The following is a 25,751-nucleotide window of genomic DNA, read 5'->3' as shown; positions in this document are numbered from 1 at the left end:
TAAATATGTATTTAAACGATAAATTTGTTAATAACTATTTATAATTTGTATGTAAATATCTACATTTTGCACTATCTTTGGATTATAAATAACCAACCATCTACTTTTATATGATGTTAGTAAAGGTAGTATATAAGTCAGGGCATCCTTAGTGTGAGGACATTAGATTGAAGACCCCGAATCGGACACTAAAGAGAGTACTATATTTGCCCTAACGCGCAAGCGTTTTCTGAAAAGGAAACGCTTTTTTTAGTTTAGTATTATTAAATTCTAATAAAATTCACCAGTTTATAATAAGGGGTTTGTACTTTTGCATAAATTTCTATGCGTGCGGTGCCTATATGTCATAATGGTTGTGAGTTTTATAAAACTCTATGGTCAGCAAACTGATCAGTTAAATCATATAGTGTCCTTCCAGGATTCCTTAAACCATAGGTTCTTGACCGAGGAGACATCGCCCTTACCAGCTGAGAAAATACCAGGTTTTAAAGGATTATCCTTTTTTAAAGCAGATACGACCTACTGTGTCAAAGCCCTTTTTGTCAGGACTCCATATGAGACGCCATTTATTATGAAAACTACCACAGATCGAGAACCGGTGTATGTAAAATATGGGGAAGCTTATTTTCAACTTCAGGGAACGGAGCAGAAATTAGCAATTTATCAAAGCCAACAATTAAAACAGGAAGAAGAATTTACGGATCACTTATTTTTACCTTTTACGGATGTAACCAATGGGGTAAGTAGTTACGAAGGCGGAAGGTTTATTGATTTAAAAATACCCAAAAAAGATTCCATACTTATTGATTTCAACCGGGCTTATAATCCGTATTGTGCTTATAACAACCTATATTCCTGTCCTATCCCTCCCGAAGAAAATCATCTTAATATAGAAATAAAAGCCGGTGTCAGAAAGTACGATAAGCGGTTGACGACGCAGGATTGATGAACAATCAGCATTTATTCATTCACACAATTTTAATTACCCTTAAAAATTTAGCTTATAGTAAAACATAAAAAAGCCGTTTCAACAAATTGCGAAACGGCTTTTCAAATATTATGTTATCGTTATTAATTTAGAAACTATACACAGCTCCTAATACAAATGAAAATAAATTATCAGAAGATTCAAAATCATTATCAATAAAAACAGGAATGACGTCCTCGCTCATTGTATCGAATCTAAGTTCTGGTTTAAAAGTTAAACTTCCAATCTCATAACTACCAGTTAAGGTAGCAGCAAAAACAGATCCGTCACCTTCTTCATTTATAGCAGTTGGAGTAAAATCAACATCACCAGCACCATCAAAAGAAGTTAAACCAAAGTTATATTGATTAAAATATTCTCCTCTTAAACCAATGGTAAAACTTTCAGAAGTTTTTATTTGAGGATATAAAGCAAATCCGTAAAACCCAGAAGCATCTGCATCATCTTCTTGTGCACCTGTAGATAAATAAGTAGTATTAACACCTAAATAAAAAGAGTCAGAAACATCCCATCCGGTAGTTAAGTCTACCTGAAAAGTTGGGTCTACTTCACCTGGAAGACCTTCATTTCCATATCTAAAGTTTAAATACGCACTACCACTATCAGCTGAATATCCTAATTGAGCTCCTAGTACATAAGTGTCAAAAGGATTATTATCTACAAAATCGGTAGGGTTCATGATAGAAACCATTGCTGACCAGTTATCATCAATTGCAAAGTCAGCTTTTAAACCAGTATGAGAAAATGGTCCGTAAGAAAACATATAAGAAGTAGAATAGTTAAAATTTCCTGTTGGAGAAATTACTTCATAACCTAGAAAAGTATTAAAGTTACCAAAAGTTAAGGTCATACTTTCCGTAGCTTTCCAATATACATACAATTGATTTACGATAGAGGAGGAGGCTGTTGTTGCATTAAAAACAGCATCTGTTCCCCTGGGACCATATACTAAATCGGCGACAAAACCAACTTTTTCACCTTCATAGGCTAAAACAGTATTAACCATACCTAGAGAAAAACCGTTTTGATTTGCAAATGAAGTACCAGGTGCTAAAAAATTTCCGTTGTCATCTGTTTTGTCAGGCCCACTAAGATTCGTTCTAAAATATCCGTCAACCGATCCGCTTAAAGAAAAGTTGTCAAACCATTTTTTTTCTTCGTCCTGTGCAGACAAAGTCATTGTTACAAGTGCTAAGGCTACTAAACTAACCTTTTTAATTACGTTTGTAATTGTTTTTGCTTTCATAATAAACATTCCTAATTATTAAATAATTTTCAATTGGAGCCGTAAAACTATACTAATTACATAGTACCCCAAAGAAAAGAGGGGGTTTCCTTGTTATTTTTACGAATTATATACTCAACCCCTAAAAAAAATAAAGCATTTCTTAAAAATCTTAATTTTTTTAAGAATTTATAACCCAATATTTAATTTTCTTAAGAATATTTAAATAAAGTTTAACTAGTTATTTTAGAGAACCTAAAAAAACTTAATTCACTGCTTGTGAGCCTTTTTCACCAGTTCTAATTCGGTAAGTTTCTGTAATATCTGCTACAAAAATCTTTCCGTCACCTACTTCTCCAGTCTTTGCAGCGTCCATTATGGCAAAAATTGCTTTTTCTTCAAACTCATCCGAGACTACAACAGATAAGTATCTTCTTTGTATATCTGTAGTACTGTAACTAATGCCCCGGTAGACCGCCCCTTTCTTTTCGTTTCCAACTCCGGTTACATCCCAATAGGTAAAAAAATTAACCTCAATAGCATGCAAAGCTTCTTTAACCGCTCTAAAACGGGATTTTCTGATAATGGCTTCTATTTTTTTCATAAGCTGTTTAAAAAATTAAGTTATTATTTAGTAACCCACATGCCAATAAAAACAAAGGCTACGGCTACGAGTATGGATAATAATGTATACAATGCAAAAGATAATAAATGACCATCTCTTAAAAGTAAGTGATTTTCAAGTGCAAACGTAGAAAAGGTAGTAAAACCACCACAAAATCCGGTAATTAATAGTAAACTAAGGTGGTTTGATACAAAGTTGTTTTTAATGAAAAGTCCCGTAAGCAAACCAATTAATAGGCTTCCGGTAGCGTTAGCAATAAAAGTACCTATAGGAAAATGTTCGTAAGATGAATTTTCAAAATATTTACCAATCAAATATCGTAGAATACTTCCTGAACCTCCTCCGATAAAAACAAAAAACAGTGCTTTCACAATTTTATAGTATTACAAAGTAATAAGCTTTGATGTTTTATTATCTTATAGTATCTATCAATGCTTTTGGTTTGTCAGAACTATCTTCTATAGGTAGGTACAATTCGGTAATCCATTCTGCTGGATTTGACTCAGTTGAAGAACTTACCTGGTATATTTCAAATGCCGGTAAAGTAGCACTAACACTTAGATTACGTTCTGTTGCAAATTGCCGTGTTTTATCCCAAGCTTCGGTTAAATATTTATAGTCTCCTTTTAATATAGTTTTAATAACGGTCTGTCTCGGCATAAAATCACATAAAACTTTACTTTCAGCAGGAGTAATTACACGGTCTCTTACTGGTATGGCAGCCGAAAAGATAGTAGTTCCTAACTGGGTATTAAAATCATTAAAAATAGTAAAAGAACTTCCTGTTTGTGCAATATTATTTTTTGTAATATAATTTTTTACTACTGGAATCATCTCTGATAACTTTTGAGGCATTGCTTTAATGGTAGAAGCAGTCGCCATATACATATAGAAACCTCCTCCGTATTCTGTAATCCCTGTAGTATTGATGGTATAAGCATTCATTAACGTATCTAGATGTTGCTCCATCTTAAAAAAAGTACGACGGATCAACTCACCTTTATCTGTAGCTAATTCTTTATTATTTAATAACTGAAATAATTTTTCTTTAAAAGTCAATTCCCCTTTTACCGTTAGGGTTACTTTAGTTTGTTGATCTTGTTCCCGTTCAAGTTTCCATATCAGTTGGTCATAATATAAAGAGTCCTTATCCGGTTCCTGAAGTCGTTGTTTTACTTTGGTAAAAGGAATTTTTTGTAAGGTAGAAAGACGGTATGAAGTACCATCTTCATCTTTCCAATTACCAGTAGTTGCTGAACTCTTATCGTTGCTGTAAGTAAATTGGTCTTCTGTACTTTCAAAAGGGTTCCACTTGGGTAAAGAAGTATAGTCTGTAATCGATTGGTATAATAACTTATCCGGGGCGTTAAAAGTTTGTTCTTCCGTCACTTCAAAAGAGCCGTTTTTTGTACCTATATAAATAGATCCGGCAATAATACATAATAGCAACAGAAAGAAGATGTACTTAATAATTTTCATTAAAACCTAATTAGCAACAGTAAGCTAAGATAAGTATTTAGAAACGTAGAAGAGAAATTAATAAAAAATTAAAATTACCTAGGGCTGCAAATACACTTTTAAAACAAACAAAAGAATTACAAAAAGGATAAAGCCAACTAAAATGCGCAAACTTCCTTTATAATGTTTATGGTGAAGCATTAAATCTTTACGATACATTATGCTGATGACAATTACAAAACAAACTACAAACAGAGCGGCAAAAATCCATTGTCCGGTACTAAACATATTTTAGTAAATTGGACTACAAATATACGGAAACAGGTCAACTTTTTTGACTGTAGTAAAGCTTTTAGGTAACTCAATAGAAAAATAAAAATAGTAGGATGAAAGATAAATTAACTGCCGTACAGGAATTTCATACCAGGTTCAACATTGGATTTAAAGAAAAACCTGTTGCAGATTTAGGAATGGCTAAACATACACTTCGATATAACTTAATGAAAGAAGAAAACGAAGAATACCTGGCAGCAGCACAAAATAATGACCTGGTTGAAGTTGCAGATGCCCTGGGTGATATGTTGTATATCCTATGTGGAACAATTATCGAACATGGAATGCAAGATAAAATCGAAGAGGTTTTTGAAGAAATTCAGCGTAGTAATATGAGTAAATTAGGAAATGACGGACTACCTATCTATCGCGAAGACGGAAAAGTACTCAAAGGCCCTAATTATTTTAAACCGAATATTAAAAAAGTTCTTGGTGTATGAATAGTTGTTTAGGCAATGGGAACTAGGTAAAAGTTACTGGTTATTATGTTATTTAGTTACTTCTGAGCTCCCTTCCTTTAAAGGAAGGGCTGGGGATGGATGTTTTGTAAATCTAGCATACGCTAAATAAAATTCGCATTATTGTTTTATTCTACAAGCATAGGTTTAAAGTCAGTAAAATAATTGGTAAATTTCGCTTATTTGGCCTTCCGTCTTAACTGTATTGGATGCAATAAGTAATTTTCAGTTTTACTATTTTAAAGTGTATTTTTTAGCTCCCTTCCTTTAAAGGAAGGGTCGGGGATGGATGTTTTGTGGATCTAGCATACACGAAATAAAATTCGCATTATTTTTTTAGGCTCTAGTTTATAATTGCGTTGATATTAGTTTTTGATATTGTGCTTCAATATTTCTGTAATTCTTTATAGCGTTAACATTTAAGACGGTTTTTTGCACAAATAGCAACGCTTTATCCTTATTGTTTTTGAGCTGCTCTTTGAGCTTAAACCAATTTAGGTACTGTTGCAGGTATTTAGCGGCTACGCCCCAAAAAGCATTATCAATCCATTTTTTTATTCTGTTGTGGGTAGAATTAACATGTTGTATATGGTATATTTTATCTTTTACCCGTTGTTTTATACTCCCTTTTAATGAATGGTGTTCTATGTTTTGGTCTATAGCAAAGCCTTTATAACTCACATGGGCATCACTACAAAGAATCGTCTGGTTCTTGTTAATTCGGTCTCCGATAGCTTTTTGTATATCACTTTTCTTGATACGCCCCATAGTTGCAACTGTCAAATCCAAACCTGACCTCCTGTCTTGTGTAACAATGACCGCTACATGATCTTTGTTAACACCTCTTTTACTAGAGGTGCCACCACGTTTCCTAGATTCACGCCCTTCAGGAGTTTTTCCTTTTTCCGAGTTTAAAAAGAAGGTTTCATCACTTTCAGTAATTCCAGTAAAATCATCCCGATTTGTATCCGTTAAGGAAGCTAATATTTTATGACGCCAATCAAATGCAGTCTTTTTATTGATTTTCAAAGATTCCTTGATCTTATCCAAACTCTTTTCTTCTAACATTAAGGCTAAATAGGCATCTACTTTATCTTTCTTATGTAAACCAGCCATCCAAGTGCCTGTATATTCTGTAAAGCTCCTGCGACAGGACTTACATTTGTAGCGCTGTGCTCCTCTATCCATACCAAAACGAACATATTTGGGGTGATCACAATGAGGGCAACACCCTTGTTTATTGTCCAAAATATGACGACGAGATGCTTGCACTTGAATTGAAGGGCTTTCCTTAGTGATGAGCTTCTCTAACTCTATAGCCAATAGAGCCTAATCTTCAACAGATAACTTACTTATCCCAACTTTTATCTTTTCTAAATCCATAAATTAAAGATACAAATAATAGCAATTATAAACTAGAGCGTTTTTTTATTCTACAAGCATAGGTTTAAAGTCAGCAAAATAATTGGTAAATTTCGCTTATTTGACCTTCCGTTTTAACTGTATTGGATGCAATAAGTAATTTTCAGTTTTACTATTTTAAAGTGTATTTTTTAGCTCCCTTCCTTCGAAGGAAGGGCCGGGAATGGATGTTTTGCGGATATTAAACTCTAATAATACTTTAAGAACATCTTTTAAAACAAAAAAGGGAATTCAGAATTTATAGTCAATTCTGAATTCCAAATTCTTAATTCATAATTAAATAACCACCTCATACCTCCACCCAAACGGATCTTCGGCTTTATTATATTGGATATTCATTAGTTTATTTTTAAAAAAGTCAGCATACGTTTCTTCCGGTCTGTCAATTTCAAAATGTTTGTCTTTATGTTTAAAGGCTTTTACCGGGCTAATGACTGCTGCCGTACCTGCACCAAAGATTTCACGAAGGCTTCCGTTATTAGCAGCTTCCACGATTTCTGATACTTTAATCGGTCGCTCTTCTACCGCTATTCCTTCTTTTTGCGCAATAGCAATTAAACTCTTACGGGTAACCCCATCCAAAATTTTATCACTTACCGGTGCCGTTAACAACGTATCATTTATTCTAAAAAAAACATTCATAGTACCAGCTTCCTCTACATACTCATGCGTACTGGCATCGGTCCAGATTACTTGTTGGTATCCATCTTTTTTAGCTAAATTCGTTGGGTAAAACTGAGCAGCATAATTTCCTGCCGCTTTGGCAAAACCAATACCCCCGCTAGCAGATCTACTATATTTTTCTGCAATCAGTACGCTCACATCCCCGCTGTAATAAGCTTGCGCAGGAGATAAAATGATCATAAATTTATATTCGTTTGCCTCAGAAGCAGAGACACTGGCTTGAGTAGCAATAGAAAACGGACGTATATATAAAGAATTCCCAAATCCTGGTTGTATCCATTCCTTATCTAATTTTAATAAGGTTTCTAATCCGTTAAAAAAATAGTCTTCCGGAAACTCAGGCATTGCCAACCGTGCAGATGAAGTATTAATCCGTTTATAATTTTCATCCGGACGAAATAAAAAAACCTTTCCATTATCATCCTTATAAGCTTTCATTCCTTCAAAAACAGCCTGTCCGTAATGAAATACCCGTGCAGACGGATCCAGGGTTAAAGGTCCGTAAGGTTTGATTTCAGGGGTTTGCCAGGAACCATTTTTATAATCACAGACATACATATGATCCGTAAAAACAGTTCCGAAAGTAAGGTTGTCAAAATTTACCTGGTTAATTTTTGACGTACTGGATTTAGTAATCTTGATGTCTGTTGATAAGGTCTGGCTCATCGCTAATTATTTTTAAAGGTTTTTATGAAAAGCATAATCATAAGTAAGAAAATGCTTTATGTTAAACAAAAATACCGTTTTCTAATAAACTAAGAATTTTTAAAATGACTAATTTTACATTTTAGGGAGAAATGTATACTCTCAAATAAATTCAACATCTATTTTTAATGAATTTAATTTTATCAAGAGTATTTAACGTTATGAAATGAATTTAGGGCAAAAACGAGAAATTATTACCACTGGAGACGGGTCTAAAACTATTCATTTCCCTGAGATAAGAGAACAGTATCATTCTACGCATGGAGCTATTCAGGAATCCAGGCATGTATTTATCGATAAAGGTTTGACGTATTATGTAAAACAAAATCCTTCGGAACCCCTCCGTATTTTAGAAATGGGTTTTGGTACTGGGCTTAATGCGTTTCTAACCTGTCTGGAAGCTGAAAATCAAAAAATTAATGTTCAATACTACGGGATAGAAGCCTATCCGGTTAGTTTACTGGAAATACAAGAGTTAAATTATACTTCCCTAATTGATCCGGATGCAACGCAGATTTTTCAAGAACTACATCAATCAGAATGGGAAGATCACGTAAAGATCACCTCCTATTTTGAATTGTACAAACGACAGGAGCTATTTGAAAATATACAGGATTCAAACACTTATCATATCATTTACTTCGATGCGTTCGGAGCAAGGGTACAACCGGAACTTTGGACAGTAGCTATCTTTAAAAAGATGTTTAAGGCATTACAATCCGAAGGTGTTTTAGTAACCTATGCGGCAAAAGGAAGTGTACGAAGAGCGATGCAGGAAGTTGGCTTTACAGTAGAGAGACTACCCGGCCCCCCGGGGAAGAGGGAAATGCTTCGCGCCAGCAAAATTTAACTCCAAGTGCATAAAAAGTGAGTTTCAATTTTAAAATGTATGCTTTAAACCTTTTTACTAGAATTTAGCATAAGCTATTCTTACCAGGTCAAATAAGTAATTCTGTAAAAATCTTTTAGGTAAAAGCTTAGGTTAATACTTTTCTCTATGCTTTAATCTCCATTATAATAAACAATTTTCAAATCCGGAAAGCTAAAGGAGTAATAAAGGGCTGTTAAACCTATAATAAAGAGATTGGTTATCATAGGTTAGGATAGTATTTTGTTCCAAATTTAGATTATGAAAGTTTTGATTACAGGGGCAACCGGCATGATTGGGCAAGAAATTGTCAAAAGGTGCCGTACCTCAGGAATTGCTGTTAATTACCTGACGACCAGTAAAGATAAACTTACAGATAGTCCGGATTATAAAGGATTTTATTGGAATCCTTATCAAGGGGAAATTGACGATACTTGCTTTAAAGAGGTAGAAGTAATTATTCATTTAGTGGGTGCAAGTATTGCAAAACGCTGGACAAACTCCTACAAAAATACAATTATTAAAAGTCGAACGGAAACCACTGCTTTATTAGTGCAACGACTATCAGAAATAAAACACTCCGTACGCCAGGTGGTATCTGCCAGTGCCGTGGGGATTTATCCGGATTCTTTACAAAAATATTATACAGAAGAGCATACCGAGGTGGCAAACAATTTTCTGGGGGAAGTAGTCGCCCTATGGGAAACCGCTGTAGATCAATTTAAAACACTTGCTATCGATGTTGCTAAAATTAGAATAGGCTTAGTACTATCACAAAAAGGCGGAGCTTATCCAAAGATTTCAACACCAGTTAAATACGGAGTAGGAGCAGCCTTTGGTTCAGGAAAACAATGGCAAAGTTGGATACATATTAATGATTTGGCTAGTATTTTTATGTATGTGTTCAAAGAGGAGTTAGAAGGAGTTTACAATGCTGTTGCGGCCAACCCGGTTTCAAATGAAAAGCTAACCGAAACCATAGCAGAAGTAGTTGATAAAAATCTGATTTTACCTAATATCCCAAAATTTGCTATGAAATTAGTATTAGGCGAAATGCATATCGTACTCTTTGGTAGTCAGCGGGTTTCTTGCGCAAAAATAATATCGGCAGGTTATCAATTTGAATTTGATCATGTGATACATGCCATTCGTAATCTAGAAGAAGAAAACTAAATTCATCAATTCCTGCTGATACTTTCTTCTGATAGGGATAAATTTCAAACAATAAGGCATAAAAAAACTGCCCTAAAAATATGGTTAAGACAGTTTTACTTTACATTTTAAGTGATCTACTAAGCTTTAGATGCTTGTAATGATACTTTTAACTCAATATCATCATTGATAAATTTATCCCCCAGGTTTTCAAAAACTGATTTTGAACCGTAGTTCACACCCCAGATCGTACGGTCGATGGTAAATACTTCACTTTCCAGCGTTATCGTATCCCCATTTACGTTTACCGTTGCCGGAAAAGATATATTCTTCTCAGTACCTTTCATCGTTAAATTTCCCTCAACCATAGTTTTTCCGTTTTCTTCGGTAATACCCGTGATTTGAAATTGTGCGGTAGGAAACTTAGCTACGTTAAAGAAATGATCTTCTTTATTTTCTCCCTGTCCTTTTAAATGTCCTTCAAGACTTGCTTTTTCATCCCCTTCAAGGTCAGTTACGGTGATAGTACCCATATCAATAGTAAATGAACCGCTTTCAAGACCACCGTCCTTTGTTTCTACAGTTCCTTTTGCTAAGGCAATAGTACCAGTATGTTCGCCAGTTGGTTTTTTACCGGTCCAGCTAATACTGCTCTGTGCAGGCACTACGTTGTATACCACCGCAGCAGCTGGAGCTTCTATTACTTCTTCTGCAGCCGTAGCTTCGGTTTCATTCTTTTTTTCACCTTTACAAGAAACTGCGATACTTAAAAAAGCACCGATTGCAAACAAGGATAATACATTGGTTTTCATAAATGATAAATTTTAGTATTGTTAAAATCAAAATTATTTTATTCAGAAGTGATTATTCTTAATTATATACTAAAATATTTCTGTGACAATATGACATTTCATCAAAATTGGCAGTACTTTTGTCTCCTTCAAAAAAATAGCTAAAAAGTACCGATTATATGAGTAAAAAAGATAACAAACAAAAAGACTTGGCGGATCAGGTAGAAGAAGTACTTGATACTGCAATAGATGATATAGAAGATAGTAAAGGTGAAAGCGAAGATGGCGAGAAAGAAGAAGGTTTACAAGAACAGGTTCAAAAGGAGAAAGACAAATTTTTAAGATTGTTTGCCGAATTTGAGAATTATAAAAAACGAACTTCTAAAGAACGAATTGAGCTATTTAAAACCGCCGGACAAGAAGTTTTGCAATCTATGATACCGGTGCTGGACGATTTTGACCGGGCGTGGAAAGAAATAGAAAAATCAGAAGATGAAAATCTGGTTACCGGAGTAAAGTTAATCCATAATAAATTAAAAGAAACTTTAAATAGTAAAGGCCTTTCTGAAATGAAAATAGAGGTAGGAGATACCTTTAATGCAGATGCGCATGAAGCCATTACCCAGATACCGGCTCCTAGTGAAGATTTAAAGGGTAAAATTGTAGATGTAATAGAAAAAGGATATCAGTTAGGAGATAAAATCATACGTTTTCCTAAAGTGGTAACCGGGCAATAATAAATTTATGAAGGAAGATTATTATGACCTTTTAGGTATTAGCAAAAACGCAAGTGCCGCAGAGATTAAAAAGGCGTATAGAAAGAAAGCAATTGAATATCATCCGGACAAAAACCCGGGAGATAAAACAGCCGAAGAAAAATTTAAGAAAGCTGCTGAAGCTTATGAAGTTTTAAGTGATCCTAATAAAAAAGCTCGATACGACCAGTTTGGTCATCAGGCTTTTGAAGGAGGCGGTGGCTTCGGTGGAGGTGGTATGAATATGGATGACATCTTCAGCCAGTTTGGTGATATCTTCGGAGGCGGCGGTTTTGGTGGTTTCGGAGGTTTTGGCGGCGGCGGTCAACGACGTGTTAAAGGAAGCAACCTCCGTATACGGGTAAAATTAGACCTTAATGAGATTGCTAACGGAGTTGAAAAGAAAATAAAAGTAAAACGTAAAATACAGGCCAAAGGAACTACCTATAAAACCTGCGGTACCTGTAACGGGAGCGGACAAGTCACTAGAATTACAAATACTATTCTCGGCCGAATGCAAACAGCCTCTACCTGTAATGTATGTGGAGGAGCAGGACAGGTTATTGACCATAAACCCAGTGATGCGGATCAGCAGGGCTTAATAGTTTCTGAAGAAACGGTAAGTATCAAAATACCGGCAGGAGTAGAAGACGGAATGCAATTAAAAGTGAGTGGTAAAGGAAACGAAGCTCCTGGCAACGGAGTGGCAGGCGACTTACTGGTAGCTATTGAAGAAAAAGAGCATCCTAACCTGCAAAGAGAAGGAGATAACCTTCATTATGACCTCTATATTAGCTTTTCAGAAGCTGCTTTAGGAGCTTCTAAAGAAATTGATACCGTTACTGGTAAAGTACGTATCAAAATTGAAGAAGGCGTACAAAGCGGAAAAATCCTCAGGCTTCGGGGGAAAGGAATTCCAAGTGTAAATGGATATGGCAGAGGTGATTTATTAGTGCACGTCAACGTTTGGACGCCTAAAACGCTCAATAAAGAACAAAAAGAGTTTTTTGAACGCATGGCAAAAGATGAACATTTTATGCCTAATCCGGATAGTAAAGACAAGTCGTTTTTTGAAAAAGTAAAAGATATGTTCTCATAAATTTTTCCTGTAATTTTAAGAATCGTTTAAAGTTAGCGGTGCTTCATAGGAAAAATTTGTATATTTGAATCATCACTAGTTCTTTTAGTGATAATTTTTCTTTTTCATAGCAATTTTTTTCCCATCCTTGATATTCGTATCTAGGGTGGGTTTTGTTTTATAATCATATTTGATCAACTAATAACAAACCACAATCCACAAATAACTATCAACCATCAACTGACAACCATCAATCAATTACATTTAACTCTAAACCAATAGCCCATAAGCTAAAATAATTTCTTTATTTAGCATTTATTTAAAATTACCGTTTATGAACTATCTTCTCGATATACAAAGTGCTCGAAAACAGTACGGAAATTATGTCGCATTAAATGATGTTTCCATACAAATACCAGAAGGTAGCATTTTTGGATTACTAGGGCCAAACGGTGCAGGAAAAACTACGTTGATTAGAATTATCAATCAGATTACCATGCCTGACCAGGGTGCAGTCTTGTTTAACGGAGAACCTTTATCACCTATTCATATTAAAGAAATAGGCTACCTGCCCGAAGAGAGAGGGTTGTACAAAACCATGAAGGTAGGAGAACAAGCTTTATACCTGGCACAATTAAAAGGGCTATCAAAAAAAGAAGCAAAAAATCGCCTAAAATACTGGTTTGACAAATTTGAAATCACCCATTGGTGGGACAAAAAGATACAGGAACTTTCTAAGGGGATGGCGCAAAAAGTACAGTTTATCGTAACGGTATTGCACAAACCCAAACTTCTGATTTTTGACGAACCATTTAGTGGTTTTGACCCGATTAATGCCAATCTAATTAAAGACGAAATTTTATTATTACAAAAAGAAGGCGCAACGGTGATCTTTTCCACCCATCGTATGGAAAGTGTTGAAGAACTTTGTGATACCATTGCCTTAATCCATAAGTCCAATAAAATCCTGGACGGAAAGGTAACGGATATCAAGCGAACCTATAAATCCAATACTTTTGAGATTGGCTTGAATACGGAAGATCAGGATATGGTCTATATCCAGCTAAAAGATAGGTTTACAGTAGAGAAAGCTACCTTTAAAACCATTGACGATTTATTAAAGTTAAAGGTAACACTATCCGAAGGTACCAGTAGTAATGAGCTAATTCAATTACTAAGTACCAAAGGGCAGGTACAACACTTTACCGAGGTGATTCCCAGTATAAACGATATATTCATTCAAACCATTTCTAGCCATGAGTAAGTTACCTTTAATCATAGAGAGAGAATTTATTGCAAGGGTACGCAACCGGACTTTTGTAATCATGACTTTTGTAAGTCCGCTGGTTATTGTGGGAGCTATTGCAGTGATTTCCTGGTTATCACAGGTAAATAAAGATGAAACTAAAAAAATTGCAATTGTAGACGAAACCGGGTTATTTGCAAAAGATTTTGATGTGATTAATGGAATTACCTTTGTAGATTACAGTGCCGTACCTATAGAGATTGCAAAAGATACCGTGATCTCAAATGAACTGTACGGTTTACTTTACGTTCCAAAAAAGTCAAATGCAAAAAATATTGCAAATAGTATTCAATTATTTGCCGACGAATCACCGGATTTCAGAACCTTACGTAGCATTGAAAAAGTATTTGAAGAAAAACTCACCGAACAAAATTATAAGGATTTTCAACTGGATATTTCAGCGATCAACCAGGCAAAAACCGAGGTAGATATACAAATTCAGGATTTTTCAGGAGAAAAAACTTCAAAAATAGCAAATCTTGTTAAAATGGCCTTTGGGGGGATAGCCGGATACTTATTATTAATGTTTGTAGTGATCTATGGTAACATGGTAATGCGCTCGGTTATTGAAGAAAAAACCAATCGAATTATTGAAATCATTATTTCTTCGGTGAAACCCTTTCAATTATTATTAGGTAAAATTATTGGAACTACACTGGCCGGTATTTCGCAATTTATTATATGGGTAATCATTGGGGGATTGCTTCTTGTAGGGATTCAATATTTCTTAGGAATAGAAGCCCAGCCAGATACGTTGGAACAGGTCAGTGAAATCGCAAATCAAACTGGAGAAGGGCAACAGGAAAAAATAAAATTAATTGTACAGGATATATTAAAACTTCCGTTAGTTGCTCTGGTAGTTCTTTTCTTTCTGTATTTTATTGGAGGTTATTTTCTTTACAGTGCTATTTATGCGGCAATTGGCGCTGCGGTAGATAGCGAAACGGATTCTCAGCAATTTATGCCTATTGTAGTAGTGCCCTTGGTACTCTCGTTTTACGTAGGTGCATTCTCTGTAGTAGAAAATCCGCATGGCATTGTTTCTAATATATTTTCTTATATACCCTTAACTTCACCTATTGTCATGTTAATGCGGGTACCCTTTGGCGTAAGTTGGTGGGAAGTAACACTCTCCTTGAGTATATTAGTATTGTCAATTATCGGAGTTGTTTGGCTTGCAGCCAAAATATATAGGGTAGGGATTTTAATGTACGGTAAAAAACCAAGTTATAAAGAACTGGCAAAATGGCTTAAATATTAGGTAAATGATGTTTCAAGAAGAAATCACCGAACAGGTTAAAGAGGTAATTCAGGAAGATATCTGGGGTTCCATAAAGTCTTTTCTTCAATATGAAATTTTTAGTATTGGCTCTAAAAAAGAACCGATTGTATTGACGGTAGGTTTGTTACTGCTGATGGTAGCAGTGTTGATTGCAACATCGCTATTATTAAAATTTACCAGAAAAATTGTTACTCGTAAATTACCCTACGAAGACCGGGTCAAATTTGTTTCCGTTTTCTCCTTTGCCAAATACTTTATATACATTATCATTTTGCTGGTGACCCTGGACAGTATCGGGTTCAATATCACGGCAGTTTTTGCCGCCTCTGCTGCGCTTCTGGTGGGTGTAGGTTTGGCTTTACAAACCCTGATTCAGGATATTATTTCCGGAATCTTTATTTTTATCGATCAAACGGTTCATGTAGGAGATATTATTCAGTTAGAAGATAAAGTAGGTAGGGTAGAAGAAATAAAATTACGTACCACCCGGGCGGTAACTATAGATAATAAGGTATTGGTAATTCCCAATCATAAATACCTGACTTCTACGTTGTATAACTGGACACAGAATGGATCCATTACTCGGGAATCGGTAGAAGTAGGAGTGGCATACGGCAGTGACGTACAATTAGTAAAAAAACTATTGATTGAATCAGCAACTCACCAGGAAAAAGTATTAAAAACCCCGGAACCTACGGTTTTATTTATGGATTTTGGAGATAGTTCCCTTAATTTCAAATTAATGTTTACGATTAATGATAGCTTTCAGTCTAGCGTACTTAAAAGTGATATTCGCTTTGCTATCGACAAAGCTTTTAGAAAACATGCTATTGAGATTCCGTTCCCGCAAAGAGTGGTAACCATGATTCAACCTGTCACATCACAAACAGCACTTAGTCCTAAAAAGGAAACAGATACATAATTTATGGCAAAAATATTAGTAATAGAAGATGAAGCGGCAATCCGACGTGTTCTGGTTAAAATACTATCCGAAGAAAATGATCAATATCAGGTAATCGAAGCCGAAGACGGATTGTCAGGCGTTGAACAAATAAAGAATACTGATCTTGACCTGGTACTTTGTGATATTAAAATGCCCAAAATGGATGGAGTGGAAGTATTGGAAACCCTTAGGAAAATGAAACCGGAACTCCCGATAGTTATGATTTCGGGTCACGGAGACCTGGATACAGCGGTACAAACCATGCGATTAGGTGCTTTTGATTACATCTCAAAACCACCGGATTTAAACCGGTTACTCAATACGGTTCGTATTGCACTAGATCAAAATACACTGGTAGCTGAAAATAAAAAGCTGAAAAAGAAAGTATCTAAAAATTATGAAATGATTGGGGAATCTAAAGAAATTTCCGCAATCAAAAATATGATAGACAAGGTATCTGCTACGGATGCCAGGGTATTGATTACCGGTGGGAATGGTACCGGTAAAGAATTGGTTGCTCACTGGATTCATCAGAAAAGCGAACGTTCCAAAGGGCCTATGATTGAGGTAAATTGTGCCGCCATCCCCGGGGAGTTGATAGAAAGCGAATTGTTCGGACATGTTAAAGGAGCTTTTACTTCGGCTAATAAAGATCGGGCAGGTAAATTTGAAGCTGCAAACGGAGGAACTATCTTTCTAGATGAAATAGGGGATATGAGTTTATCCGCACAAGCTAAAGTACTTCGGGCCTTACAGGAAAATAAAATTCAGCGGGTAGGTAGTGATAGAGATATTAAAGTAGACGTACGGGTGTTAGCAGCGACTAATAAAGACTTAAAAAAGGAAATTGCCGATAATAAATTCAGAGAAGATTTATATCATCGCTTAGCGGTAATTTTGATTAAAGTACCTGCCTTAAATGAGCGACGTGAAGACATTCCTTTGCTAATTAATTATTTTTCGAATAAAATAGCCAAAGAACAAGGCGCACCGGTCAAAAATTTTTCGGATAAAGCCATTAAACAGCTACAGCAATATGACTGGACGGGTAATATTCGAGAACTGAGAAATGTAGTAGAGAGACTAATTATTTTAGGTGGAACAGAGGTGAGTGAAGATGACGTAAAGTTATTTGCGGCAAAATAAATGTATGTTTCCGATAAAAAAGAAAAATAATAACCTTAAAGCAAGACTATTCCTGTTATGGGTTATGTTTACTACTACCGGTTCTGTAGTTTTATACGGTCAATACGACATTAACTCCTTTAATTATGGTATTTCGGCAAATAAGCTTTTTGCCGTAGGAGAAGAAATAGGGGTAGGCGTTCGGGCAGAATATGCCTTTAATTGTGCTACAACTTTTTTAGCCGAAGTCAACCGTTCTATTCTGTTTTCGGAAAATAACAACGAACAAAGTTATAACGAAGTGGCTTTGGGGATCAACCTTATTTTATTCAACTGGTATCCGACGACTATTACCGCGGGGATGGGATATATTGGTAATGATGCTTCTTTTTTTGAAGAAATTGAAGAGGACGCCTATCTTTCTTTTATCACCGGAAGTTTTAATCATGGAGCACAAATTAAAATAAGAGCACTATACCAGGTGTCCCCTCCGTTACATATCTTTATAGAAGGTAATGTAAAAAGCCTAGGAAGGCGTTTTGATACGGTTGCAATAGGATTTAATTTTGATTTTTATAAATTTTAAGGATATGAGTAAAATTGAAGAATACTTAACCGATCCAATACAGGATTTTATTAAGAAACAACCTTTATTTTTCACGGGTACTGCTGCCAGTACCGGAAGCGTTAATGTATCTCCTAAAGGAATGGACAGCTTACGTATCGTAGATCATAAAACCATACTATGGTTAAACCTAACTGGTAGCGGAAATGAAACGGCTGCCCATGTTTTACAAAATCCGCGGATTACTTTAATGTGGTGTTCTTTTGATGAAAAACCCTTAATTCTTAGAGTTTATGGAAAAGCAGTTGCGTATGAACTAGATACCGTAAAATTTAAAAAATACAGTGCTTTCTTTCCTAATTATCCCGGTAGTCGTCAGATTTTTGAAGTTAATATCGAAAGGGTTCAATCCTCTTGCGGTTTTGCGGTACCTCGTATGGATCTTGTTGAAGAGCGAACCATGCTAACCAGTTGGGCAGCAAAACAAGGTAAAGAAAAGTTGGTAGAGTATCGAACGAAAAAGAATGCTAAAAGTATTGACGGTTTTGATACTAAATAAAGGCTATATTATCATTTTACTGCTGTTCATTGTAAATGTTTCCGCACAACAATATAAAAGTGGAGAGGTAAATATGGGTATAGGAGGTATTGTCAGTATTGGTTTACAGGATGAAGTAGGCTTAGAAATCCGAACGCAATTTAATACAGCTTCTCAAAAATCTTCGTATACCTTAGCTTATCATCGGTTTTTTAGAAAAGAATTTGAGAATACCGAAGTATTTAATGAATTTGAAATTGGCTACTTACGGAGGGTTTATAGTTGGGAACCACTTAAATTTTATGTGGGATTCAGTTATTTTTTAAATAATTATCCCATTTCAGAATTAGAACGTAATACTTCAAAACTTTTTATTAACTCTGGAGATTATAATCATGGGTTTGGCCTAAAAGCAAAATCGACCTATCCGTTATCTGATAAAATTAATCTATTTGCAGAACTAGTGGTAAAAAGTTTTGGGCGTAGGTATGATACCTTTGGTGGCGGTATTAGTTATCGCTTAGGTCTATAAATTTCTGGGAGGGAATCTAAATGTTTAGTATCTTTCAAATTCAATAAGAACTAATGAAAGAGATTCAAACTTCGGACTTTAAAGTGACCTCTCCCGTAAAACTTTCTGACATTGCGACTAGGTATGATTTGGAAGCAGATGAGAAAGCGGTTAAAAAAGAACTAAAAAAAGTTCGCAAACAACTCGGCGAATTTCAGGATACTTTATATGCACATAATAAATACGCTGTACTTATCTGTTTTCAGGGTATGGATACTTCCGGTAAGGATAGTTTGATCCGCGAAGTGTTTAAAGAATTAAATGTAAGAGGGGTTGAAGTGCATAGTTTTAAAGCACCCACTACAAAAGAATTAAATCATGATTACCTATGGCGTCACTATATTGCTTTGCCAGACAGAGGTAAATTCGGAATTTTTAATCGGACGCATTATGAAAACGTACTGGTGACCCGTGTGCATCCGGAATATATTTTAAATGAAAATCTACCAGATATTCAGTCAGTTGATGCGATTGATGACGAATTTTGGGAACAACGTTTTGAGCAAATTAACAACTTTGAAAAACACCTTGCCGAAAACGGAACCTTAATCTTTAAGTTTTACCTTCATCTATCTAAAGAAGAACAGAAGTATCGCTTATTGAGAAGGTTGGAGAAAAAAGAAAAGAACTGGAAGTTTGATAAAGGGGATCTTAAAGAAAGAGCTTTATGGGATAAATACCAGGAATGCTACGAAGAAGCGATTAACCATACTTCAAAAGAAAATGCCCCCTGGTTTATCATACCTGCCGATGATAAACCTACCGCCCGGTTAATTGTGGCAAAGACTTTGTATGGCACATTAAAGAAATATACGGATATTAAAGAACCAGAACTGGATGCTGAGACTACAGCAGATTTAAAAAAATACATACAACAACTCGAAGATGAGAAATAAGGGGAAATTACTATTATCGTTAATGCTATTATATACCCTACTGGGTACGGCGCAAAATAAGGATTCGGTTCAGCTTAAAAAGATATATACCACCTCACTTCTTAACGGAAAAAGCTACGAATGGCTGGAATATCTTTCTAATCAAATAGGACCCAGGTTATCCGGTTCGGTAAAGGCGGAAGAGGCAGTGGAATGGACTAAGGAAGAATTGGGGAAATTAGGTTTGGATAAAGTTTGGTTACAACCGGTAATGGTACCAAAATGGACCCGGGGCGTACCTGAATTTGCGTTTATTGAGACCAAACCGGGCAAAACAACCAAGGTTGACATTTGTGCATTGGGAGGTTCGGTGGCGACCGCTCCCGGGGGAACTAAAGCAAGAGTTATTGAAGTAAAAAGCCTAGAAGAACTAAAAGAAATCCCGAAGGATAGTATTAAAGGACGTATCGTATTTTACAACCGACCGATGCAGGCGGATTTGATCAATACCTTTGAAGCTTACGGCGGATGTGTGGATCAGCGCTATTCTGGAGCATTAGAAGCGGTAAAGTACGGTGCGGTAGGCGTTTTAGTTCGATCCATGAATCTGCGTAAAGACGATTTGCCTCATACCGGTTCGATGAGCTACGGCGATTTAAAGAACTATCAAAAGATTCCGGCGGCAGCAATCAGTACCAACGGTGCGGATTTATTAAGTTCCATATTATCCCTAAACCCAAACGTGCAATTCAGTATGAATATGAATTGTAGGAGTTGGCCGGATGTACAATCGTACAATGTTATTGGCGAAATTAAAGGAACTACCTACCCGGACCAATATATGGTCGTGGGAGGGCATTTGGATTCCTGGGATTTAGGAGACGGGTCGCATGACGATGGAGCTGGAGTAGTACAATCCATGGAAGTACTACGATTATTAAAGGAATCAGGCTATCAGCCAAAACATTCGTTACGGGTAGTTCTATTTATGAACGAAGAAAATGGCTTACGGGGCGGAAAAGAATATGCGAAGGTAGCCAACGAAAAAAAGGAAAATCATGTTTTTGCTTTGGAAAGTGATGCCGGAGGATTTACGCCTAGAGGATTTTCACTGGATTGTGATGATACTAATTTTACCGAAGTGACCTCTTGGAAACCCTTATTTGAACCTTATTTAATCCATCAGTTTACCAAAGGCTATAGTGGTGCCGATATTAACCCCCTTAAAAAAGAAGGGATAGTTCTAGCTGGATTACGTCCGGATTCACAGCGATACTTTGTTCATCATCACGCTAAAAATGACACTTTTGAGGCAATCAATAAACGAGAATTAGAACTGGGGGCAGCAACCATGGCTTCTCTTGTGTATTTAATGGATTCTTATTTACAGTAATTACCAATGGCTCTGGTTTAAAATGTCGTGAATAATTTTAATTCATTTAAATTAATCCCATCCCCAGCCCTTCCCGAAGGGAAGGTAGCCAAGAGTCCTTTCCTTTAGATAGGATTTAGGATAGGATAAATAGCGGTAAATAAAATAGTTAGTTAAATTTTGACATATTAACACTATTGTATTATAGCCTTACCAATCAATAAACCATTAGACTTCAGGAAATTTAAAAAATGACTGGAATTTTTCGTAAGCTTGTACTATGACCTACCTAAAATTCTTTTGCATATACGTCCGTAAGCGTATGATTACAGGTACTTTGTTTTTAAAATAGCTGGTACTTTGTAGTAAATTTTAAAATAGAGAACAATGAAGTCACAATCCGAAAGTAAAAAAATAGAAGACCATCAGTCTAACGCTACAGAAAACGGACCTGGTAGAATGGCAGGTTATGGCGGTAGAGATGCCGAAAAACTAGAACAAGACCTGAGAGCTACCTCTAAAGGTAAAGAAGTAGAAAACGAAGAGTAGGTAAAACCTACTTGAACGACAGGGTAGACCGGATTTATCAAAAAATAAATCCGGTTTTGCTTTTAGTTCAAAAATCACCGGTAGTGAACGTACAATATTTACCGAAGTTAAAACATCTATCTCCAATCTTGATTCTAGAAGTGATAGCGACCTGCCCGTCCGCAGGCGGGTCTTAAAACTTTACCGGACACTAATGATTTTTATGATCAATCCATTTTTTAGCATTCGTAAAAGCTTCTAACCAGGGGGATACCTGATCTTTTCGATTCTTGGGATAATATGCCCAATTCCATTGAAAAATAGAACGTTCGATATGTGGCATCATTACCAAATGCCGTCCGGTAGTATCTGCTAACATGGCCGTATTAAAATCCGAGCCATTTGGATTTGCCGGATATTGATCATAACCGTATTTTGCCACAATATGATAGTTATCCTCAGATAAGGGAAGATTAAATTTACCTTCTCCGTGTGATATCCAGACACCTAGCGTACTTCCGGCTAAAGAAGCTAACATCACCGAATGATTCTCTTGAATCTTAACCGATGTAAACGCACTTTCATGTTTTTGAGAATTGTTATGAAGTAATTTTCCGTGTTTTTTATGATCCGGGTTAATTTTTTCCAATTCCATAAAAAGCTGGCAACCGTTACAAATACCTACGGAAAGCGTGTCTTCTCTGGAAAAGAAATTGTTTAAGGCTTTTTTTGCTTTTTCATTATATAAAAAAGCTCCAGTCCAGCCTTTAGCCGAACCTAAAACATCACTATTTGAAAATCCTCCTACGGCACCGATAAATTGAATGTCTTCCAAAGTTTCCCGGCCTGAAATCAAATCCGTCATGTGTACGTCCCGTACTTCAAATCCCGCCAGGTACATTGCATGTGCCATCTCCCGTTCGGAATTACTTCCTTTTTCCCGGATAATTGCCGCTTTAGGTTTGTTAGTATCTGATGTTATATTAGGTAGTTCTCCAGTAAAATGTTTTGGAAATTGATATTGTAAAGCTTGTTGATCAAAGTTTTCATAACGATTTTGTGCCAGGTTATTTGACGTTTGTTTTTGGTCTAGTAAATACGAGGTTTGATACCAGGTCTTCCGCAAGGAAGGAATAGAAAATGAAAAATCTTCTTTACCGTTTTTGATCTTTAATTCAGACTGTCCGGTAACCTTTCCTATATTAAAAAAATCAATACTATTTTCGGCTAAAATATTTTCCACTGAATTGTCGGAAATACTTTGAAAAATAATTCCGCAGTTCTCTGAAAATAGCATTTTAATACTGTCTTCTTCTTTTAAACCAGTTACATCCAGGTCTGCACCCAGATTGGTACCTGCAAAACACAATTCTAATAAAGTAGTAATGAATCCACCCGAAGCAACATCATGTCCGGCAATGATCTTTTTTTCTTTAATTAATTGCTGAATGCAATTAAAGGTCTTTTTAAAGTACTCGGTATTTTGAATCGTAGGAGCTTCATTTCCAATCTGCCCCTGAACCTGAGCAAAAGAAGAACCACCCAATTTAAACGTATCCTGTGATAAATTTATATAATAAATGGCTCCGTCTTCTTGTTGAAAAACAGGTTCGATTACGTTTGAAATATCATCGCAATGCCCCGCAGCAGAAATAATGACTGTACCCGGAGAAATGACTTCTTCCTTTGGGTATTTTTGCTTCATAGATAAGGAATCTTTACCCGTAGGCACATTAATTCCTAATTCAATAGCAAAATTAGATATTGCTTCAACTGCCTGGTATAACCGGGCGTCTTCCCCTTCATTTTTACAAGGCCACATCCAGTTGGCTGATAGAGATACCGATTGAAGTCCGTTTTGTAAAGGTGCCCAGATAAGATTAGTTAAGGCTTCTGCAATGGAATTTTTACTTCCGGCTTTCGGATCAATTAATCCGGAGATAGGGGAGTGACCAATACTGGTGGCAATCCCTTCTTTTCCTTTAAAATCCAGCGCCATCACCCCACAATTATTTAAAGGTAATTGCAAGGGTCCGGCACATTGTTGTTTGGCTACTTTTCCGCCCACACAGCGGTCTACTTTATTGGTCAACCAGTCTTTACAAGCAACAGCTTCCAGTTGCAGTACTTGTTCCAGATAGGTGTGTATTTCTTCTTTTTGGTACAGAACCTTTTTATAAGGACGCGATAGCGTACGATCGGTCATTACCGTTTTCGGCGAACTCCCAAACATATCTTCTAAGGCCAAATCCATGGGTTTTTCGGAGGTAGCTTCGGATTTAAAAGTAAAACGATGATCGTTAGTTACTTTGCCAACCTGGTACATGGGTGATCGTTCCCGTTCTGCAATACGTTGTAGGGTAGCTACATCTTTTTGACCTATTATCAGCCCCATTCGTTCCTGGGATTCATTACCAATAATCTCTTTAGCAGACAATGTAGGATCACCTACAGGTAGTTCATCTAAGTTGATATGTCCGCCGGTTTCTTCTACCAGTTCGGATAAGCAATTTAAATGCCCCCCGGCACCATGGTCATGAATGGAAACAATTGGATTTTCTTCACTTTCTACCATCCCACGAATAGCATTAGCAGCTCTTTTTTGCATTTCAGGATTGGATCGCTGTACAGCATTTAGTTCAATACCGCTACTAAACGCTCCGGTATCTGCTGATGATACGGCGGCACCTCCCATTCCAATCCGGTAATTTTCTCCACCTAAAATAACAATTTCATCCCCTTTTTGCGGGGTATCTTTTTGAGCCTGCGCTATTTTACCATAACCAATACCTCCTGCCTGCATGATTACCTTATCATACCCCAATTTACGAGAAGAAGTAGTGGTTGTACTTTTAGATTCATCATGTTCAAAAGTAAGAACAGACCCGGCAATTAAAGGTTGCCCAAATTTATTACCAAAATCCGAAGCTCCGTTAGATGCTTTAATTAATATATCAATGGGAGTTTGGTACAACCAGTTACGTTCCTCCATTTGTTGTTCCCAGGGGCGTTCTTTTTGTAAGCGCGAATAGGAAGTCATATATACCGCGGTTCCAGCTAGAGGAAGCGAACCCTTACCTCCCGCCAAACGATCCCGGATTTCACCACCTGATCCGGTAGCAGCCCCGTTAAAAGGTTCTACAGTAGTAGGGAAATTATGGGTTTCCGCTTTAAGCGAAATCACACTATCAAATTCAGTTTCCTGATAGGTGTCCGGTTGATCTGCTCGTTTAGGGGCAAATTGAGTAACCTTTGGCCCTTTTATAAAAGCTACATTATCCTTATATGCAGAAACAATGCTATTTGGATTTTTTTCAGAAGTTTTTTTGATAAGTTTGAAAAGAGAAGTTGGTTTTTCTTCACCATCAATGACAAAGCTTCCGTTAAATATTTTATGTCTACAGTGCTCCGAATTTACCTGTGAAAAGCCAAAAACTTCGGAATCTGTTAGTTTTCTACCTATTTTTTTGGAAACGCTTTCCAAATACTCAATTTCTTCATCACTTAGCGCTAAACCTTCCTGCAAGTTATAAGCCTTAATATCTAGAATTTCAATCACCGGTTCCGGCTGAATATGAATAGTAAATATCTTCTGATGTAATTTTCCATACTTTTCAAAAAGCATCGGGTCAAAATCCGTAAAATCTTCGGTAACAGTAATAAACTCTTCAATACGGATAATATGAGACATTCCCATATTTTGAGTTATTTCTACCGCATTGGTACTCCATGGTGTAATCATGGCTGCTCGCGGCCCAATAAAAAAGGCGTCTACCGACGCCGAATCAATTTTAGGATGGTTTCCAAAAAGCCAGGAAAGCTTTTGTATGTCTTGTTCTGTAAGCTCTGAAGAACAGTCAACTGCAAATACTTTTATGGAAGGTTTTCCGAAGAAATAAATCATGGTTGATATCAGGTTTAGTATCTAAAATGCAAAAATACTATATTCTATAGAATCTGCGATTTGAATTTACATAAAGCTGTAACAGGATTTTTATAATTTCTGTTTGAAAAACTTCAGTTAAAAAGTAAAATAGCAAAGACTGCAAAATTGCAACCTTAGCTATATAAAAACAGAGGGAACCTGTTAAGATTCCCTCTGTT

The 25,751-nt window shown here is 36.2% G+C and carries 24 protein-coding genes; 16 read left to right on the top strand and 8 right to left on the bottom strand.

Going from position 1 to position 25,751, the window contains the following annotated elements:
* Positions 1–349: 349 nt before the first annotated feature.
* A complete protein-coding gene (locus NBT05_RS00205; RefSeq protein ID WP_265771402.1) occupies positions 350–946 on the top strand; it encodes a DUF1684 domain-containing protein in 597 nt (198 codons plus the stop codon).
* Positions 947–1,076: 130 nt separating this feature from the next.
* Here the strand turns inward: NBT05_RS00205 and NBT05_RS00200 are convergent, their stop codons facing one another.
* From NBT05_RS00200 to NBT05_RS00185, 4 genes are all read right to left on the bottom strand, one after another.
* Positions 1,077–2,234, bottom strand: a complete 1,158-nt coding sequence (locus tag NBT05_RS00200; RefSeq protein ID WP_265771401.1) for an outer membrane beta-barrel protein — start codon at positions 2,232–2,234, stop codon at positions 1,077–1,079.
* A gap of 244 nt (positions 2,235–2,478) precedes the next feature.
* A complete protein-coding gene (locus NBT05_RS00195) occupies positions 2,479–2,817 on the bottom strand; it encodes a P-II family nitrogen regulator (RefSeq protein ID WP_265771400.1) in 339 nt (112 codons plus the stop codon).
* 23 nt (positions 2,818–2,840) lie between these two features.
* Positions 2,841–3,209 carry a fluoride efflux transporter CrcB gene (gene crcB, locus NBT05_RS00190; protein ID WP_265771399.1) on the bottom strand — a complete coding sequence of 123 codons (369 nt, stop codon included), beginning with the start codon at positions 3,207–3,209 and terminating at the stop codon, positions 2,841–2,843.
* Between the two features lie 40 nt (positions 3,210–3,249).
* Entirely contained in the window at positions 3,250–4,317 is a 1,068-nt protein-coding gene (locus NBT05_RS00185) for a GyrI-like domain-containing protein (RefSeq protein WP_265771398.1), read from the bottom strand.
* A 365-nt stretch (positions 4,318–4,682) separates the two neighbouring features.
* On the opposite strand from NBT05_RS00185, the gene NBT05_RS00175 reads away from it, so the two are divergent.
* The gene (locus tag NBT05_RS00175) at positions 4,683–5,069 is read left to right on the top strand and encodes a nucleoside triphosphate pyrophosphohydrolase family protein (protein ID WP_265771395.1); all 387 of its coding nucleotides are present in this window, start codon (positions 4,683–4,685) and stop codon (positions 5,067–5,069) included.
* A 366-nt stretch (positions 5,070–5,435) separates the two neighbouring features.
* On the opposite strand, the gene NBT05_RS00170 is transcribed toward NBT05_RS00175, so the two are convergent.
* Positions 5,436–6,410: an IS1595 family transposase gene (locus NBT05_RS00170; protein ID WP_416346176.1), complete on the bottom strand. Its 975-nt coding sequence runs from the start codon at positions 6,408–6,410 to the stop codon at positions 5,436–5,438.
* 375 nt (positions 6,411–6,785) lie between these two features.
* Positions 6,786–7,859 carry a branched-chain amino acid aminotransferase gene (locus NBT05_RS00165; RefSeq protein ID WP_265771394.1) on the bottom strand — a complete coding sequence of 358 codons (1,074 nt, stop codon included), beginning with the start codon at positions 7,857–7,859 and terminating at the stop codon, positions 6,786–6,788.
* A gap of 205 nt (positions 7,860–8,064) precedes the next feature.
* Between NBT05_RS00165 and mnmD the strand changes: the two genes are divergently transcribed.
* A complete protein-coding gene (mnmD, locus tag NBT05_RS00160; protein WP_265771393.1) occupies positions 8,065–8,748 on the top strand; it encodes a tRNA (5-methylaminomethyl-2-thiouridine)(34)-methyltransferase MnmD in 684 nt (227 codons plus the stop codon).
* Positions 8,749–9,027: 279 nt separating this feature from the next.
* Positions 9,028–9,939: a TIGR01777 family oxidoreductase gene (locus NBT05_RS00155; RefSeq protein WP_265771392.1), complete on the top strand. Its 912-nt coding sequence runs from the start codon at positions 9,028–9,030 to the stop codon at positions 9,937–9,939.
* A 119-nt stretch (positions 9,940–10,058) separates the two neighbouring features.
* On the opposite strand, the gene NBT05_RS00150 is transcribed toward NBT05_RS00155, so the two are convergent.
* A complete protein-coding gene (locus tag NBT05_RS00150) occupies positions 10,059–10,730 on the bottom strand; it encodes a YceI family protein (RefSeq protein WP_265771391.1) in 672 nt (223 codons plus the stop codon).
* Positions 10,731–10,888: 158 nt separating this feature from the next.
* On the opposite strand from NBT05_RS00150, the gene NBT05_RS00145 reads away from it, so the two are divergent.
* The 12 genes from NBT05_RS00145 to NBT05_RS00090 all read left to right on the top strand — a co-directional run bounded on the left by NBT05_RS00145 (position 10,889) and on the right by NBT05_RS00090 (position 21,668).
* Positions 10,889–11,446, top strand: a complete 558-nt coding sequence (locus NBT05_RS00145) for a nucleotide exchange factor GrpE (RefSeq protein WP_265771390.1) — start codon at positions 10,889–10,891, stop codon at positions 11,444–11,446.
* 7 nt (positions 11,447–11,453) lie between these two features.
* On the top strand, positions 11,454–12,563 hold the full coding sequence (gene dnaJ, locus NBT05_RS00140; RefSeq protein ID WP_265771389.1) for a molecular chaperone DnaJ: 1,110 nt from the start codon (positions 11,454–11,456) through the stop codon (positions 12,561–12,563).
* Between the two features lie 313 nt (positions 12,564–12,876).
* The gene (locus NBT05_RS00135; protein WP_265771388.1) at positions 12,877–13,806 is read left to right on the top strand and encodes an ABC transporter ATP-binding protein; all 930 of its coding nucleotides are present in this window, start codon (positions 12,877–12,879) and stop codon (positions 13,804–13,806) included.
* Positions 13,799–15,109, top strand: a complete 1,311-nt coding sequence (locus NBT05_RS00130; protein WP_265771387.1) for an ABC transporter permease — start codon at positions 13,799–13,801, stop codon at positions 15,107–15,109. The genes NBT05_RS00135 and NBT05_RS00130 overlap by 8 nt, the downstream gene beginning before the upstream one ends.
* Before the next feature lie 4 nt (positions 15,110–15,113).
* Entirely contained in the window at positions 15,114–16,052 is a 939-nt protein-coding gene (locus NBT05_RS00125; RefSeq protein ID WP_265771386.1) for a mechanosensitive ion channel family protein, read from the top strand.
* A 3-nt stretch (positions 16,053–16,055) separates the two neighbouring features.
* Positions 16,056–17,219 carry a sigma-54-dependent transcriptional regulator gene (locus NBT05_RS00120; protein ID WP_265771385.1) on the top strand — a complete coding sequence of 388 codons (1,164 nt, stop codon included), beginning with the start codon at positions 16,056–16,058 and terminating at the stop codon, positions 17,217–17,219.
* Between the two features lie 4 nt (positions 17,220–17,223).
* Positions 17,224–17,784, top strand: a complete 561-nt coding sequence (locus NBT05_RS00115) for a hypothetical protein (protein ID WP_265771384.1) — start codon at positions 17,224–17,226, stop codon at positions 17,782–17,784.
* Positions 17,785–17,788: 4 nt separating this feature from the next.
* Positions 17,789–18,322: a pyridoxamine 5'-phosphate oxidase family protein gene (locus NBT05_RS00110; RefSeq protein ID WP_265771383.1), complete on the top strand. Its 534-nt coding sequence runs from the start codon at positions 17,789–17,791 to the stop codon at positions 18,320–18,322.
* Positions 18,288–18,833, top strand: coding sequence for a hypothetical protein (locus NBT05_RS00105; RefSeq protein ID WP_265771382.1), 546 nt, complete (start codon positions 18,288–18,290; stop codon positions 18,831–18,833). Before NBT05_RS00110 ends, NBT05_RS00105 begins: the two co-directional genes overlap by 35 nt.
* Positions 18,834–18,886: 53 nt before the next feature.
* The gene (locus NBT05_RS00100) at positions 18,887–19,768 is read left to right on the top strand and encodes a PPK2 family polyphosphate kinase (RefSeq protein WP_265771381.1); all 882 of its coding nucleotides are present in this window, start codon (positions 18,887–18,889) and stop codon (positions 19,766–19,768) included.
* A complete protein-coding gene (locus NBT05_RS00095; protein WP_265771380.1) occupies positions 19,758–21,140 on the top strand; it encodes a M20/M25/M40 family metallo-hydrolase in 1,383 nt (460 codons plus the stop codon). The genes NBT05_RS00100 and NBT05_RS00095 overlap by 11 nt, the downstream gene beginning before the upstream one ends.
* Positions 21,141–21,506: 366 nt before the next feature.
* Positions 21,507–21,668: a hypothetical protein gene (locus NBT05_RS00090; protein ID WP_265771379.1), complete on the top strand. Its 162-nt coding sequence runs from the start codon at positions 21,507–21,509 to the stop codon at positions 21,666–21,668.
* A 190-nt stretch (positions 21,669–21,858) separates the two neighbouring features.
* Here NBT05_RS00090 and purL read toward each other — a convergent pair whose 3' ends face one another.
* A complete protein-coding gene (gene purL, locus NBT05_RS00085) occupies positions 21,859–25,551 on the bottom strand; it encodes a phosphoribosylformylglycinamidine synthase (protein WP_265771378.1) in 3,693 nt (1,230 codons plus the stop codon).
* Between the last annotated feature and the right edge of the window lie 200 nt (positions 25,552–25,751).

The organism is Aquimarina sp. ERC-38, from assembly GCF_026222555.1.
Taxonomy (GTDB): domain Bacteria; phylum Bacteroidota; class Bacteroidia; order Flavobacteriales; family Flavobacteriaceae; genus Aquimarina.
This window is presented reverse-complemented; position numbering and strand designations above follow the sequence as displayed.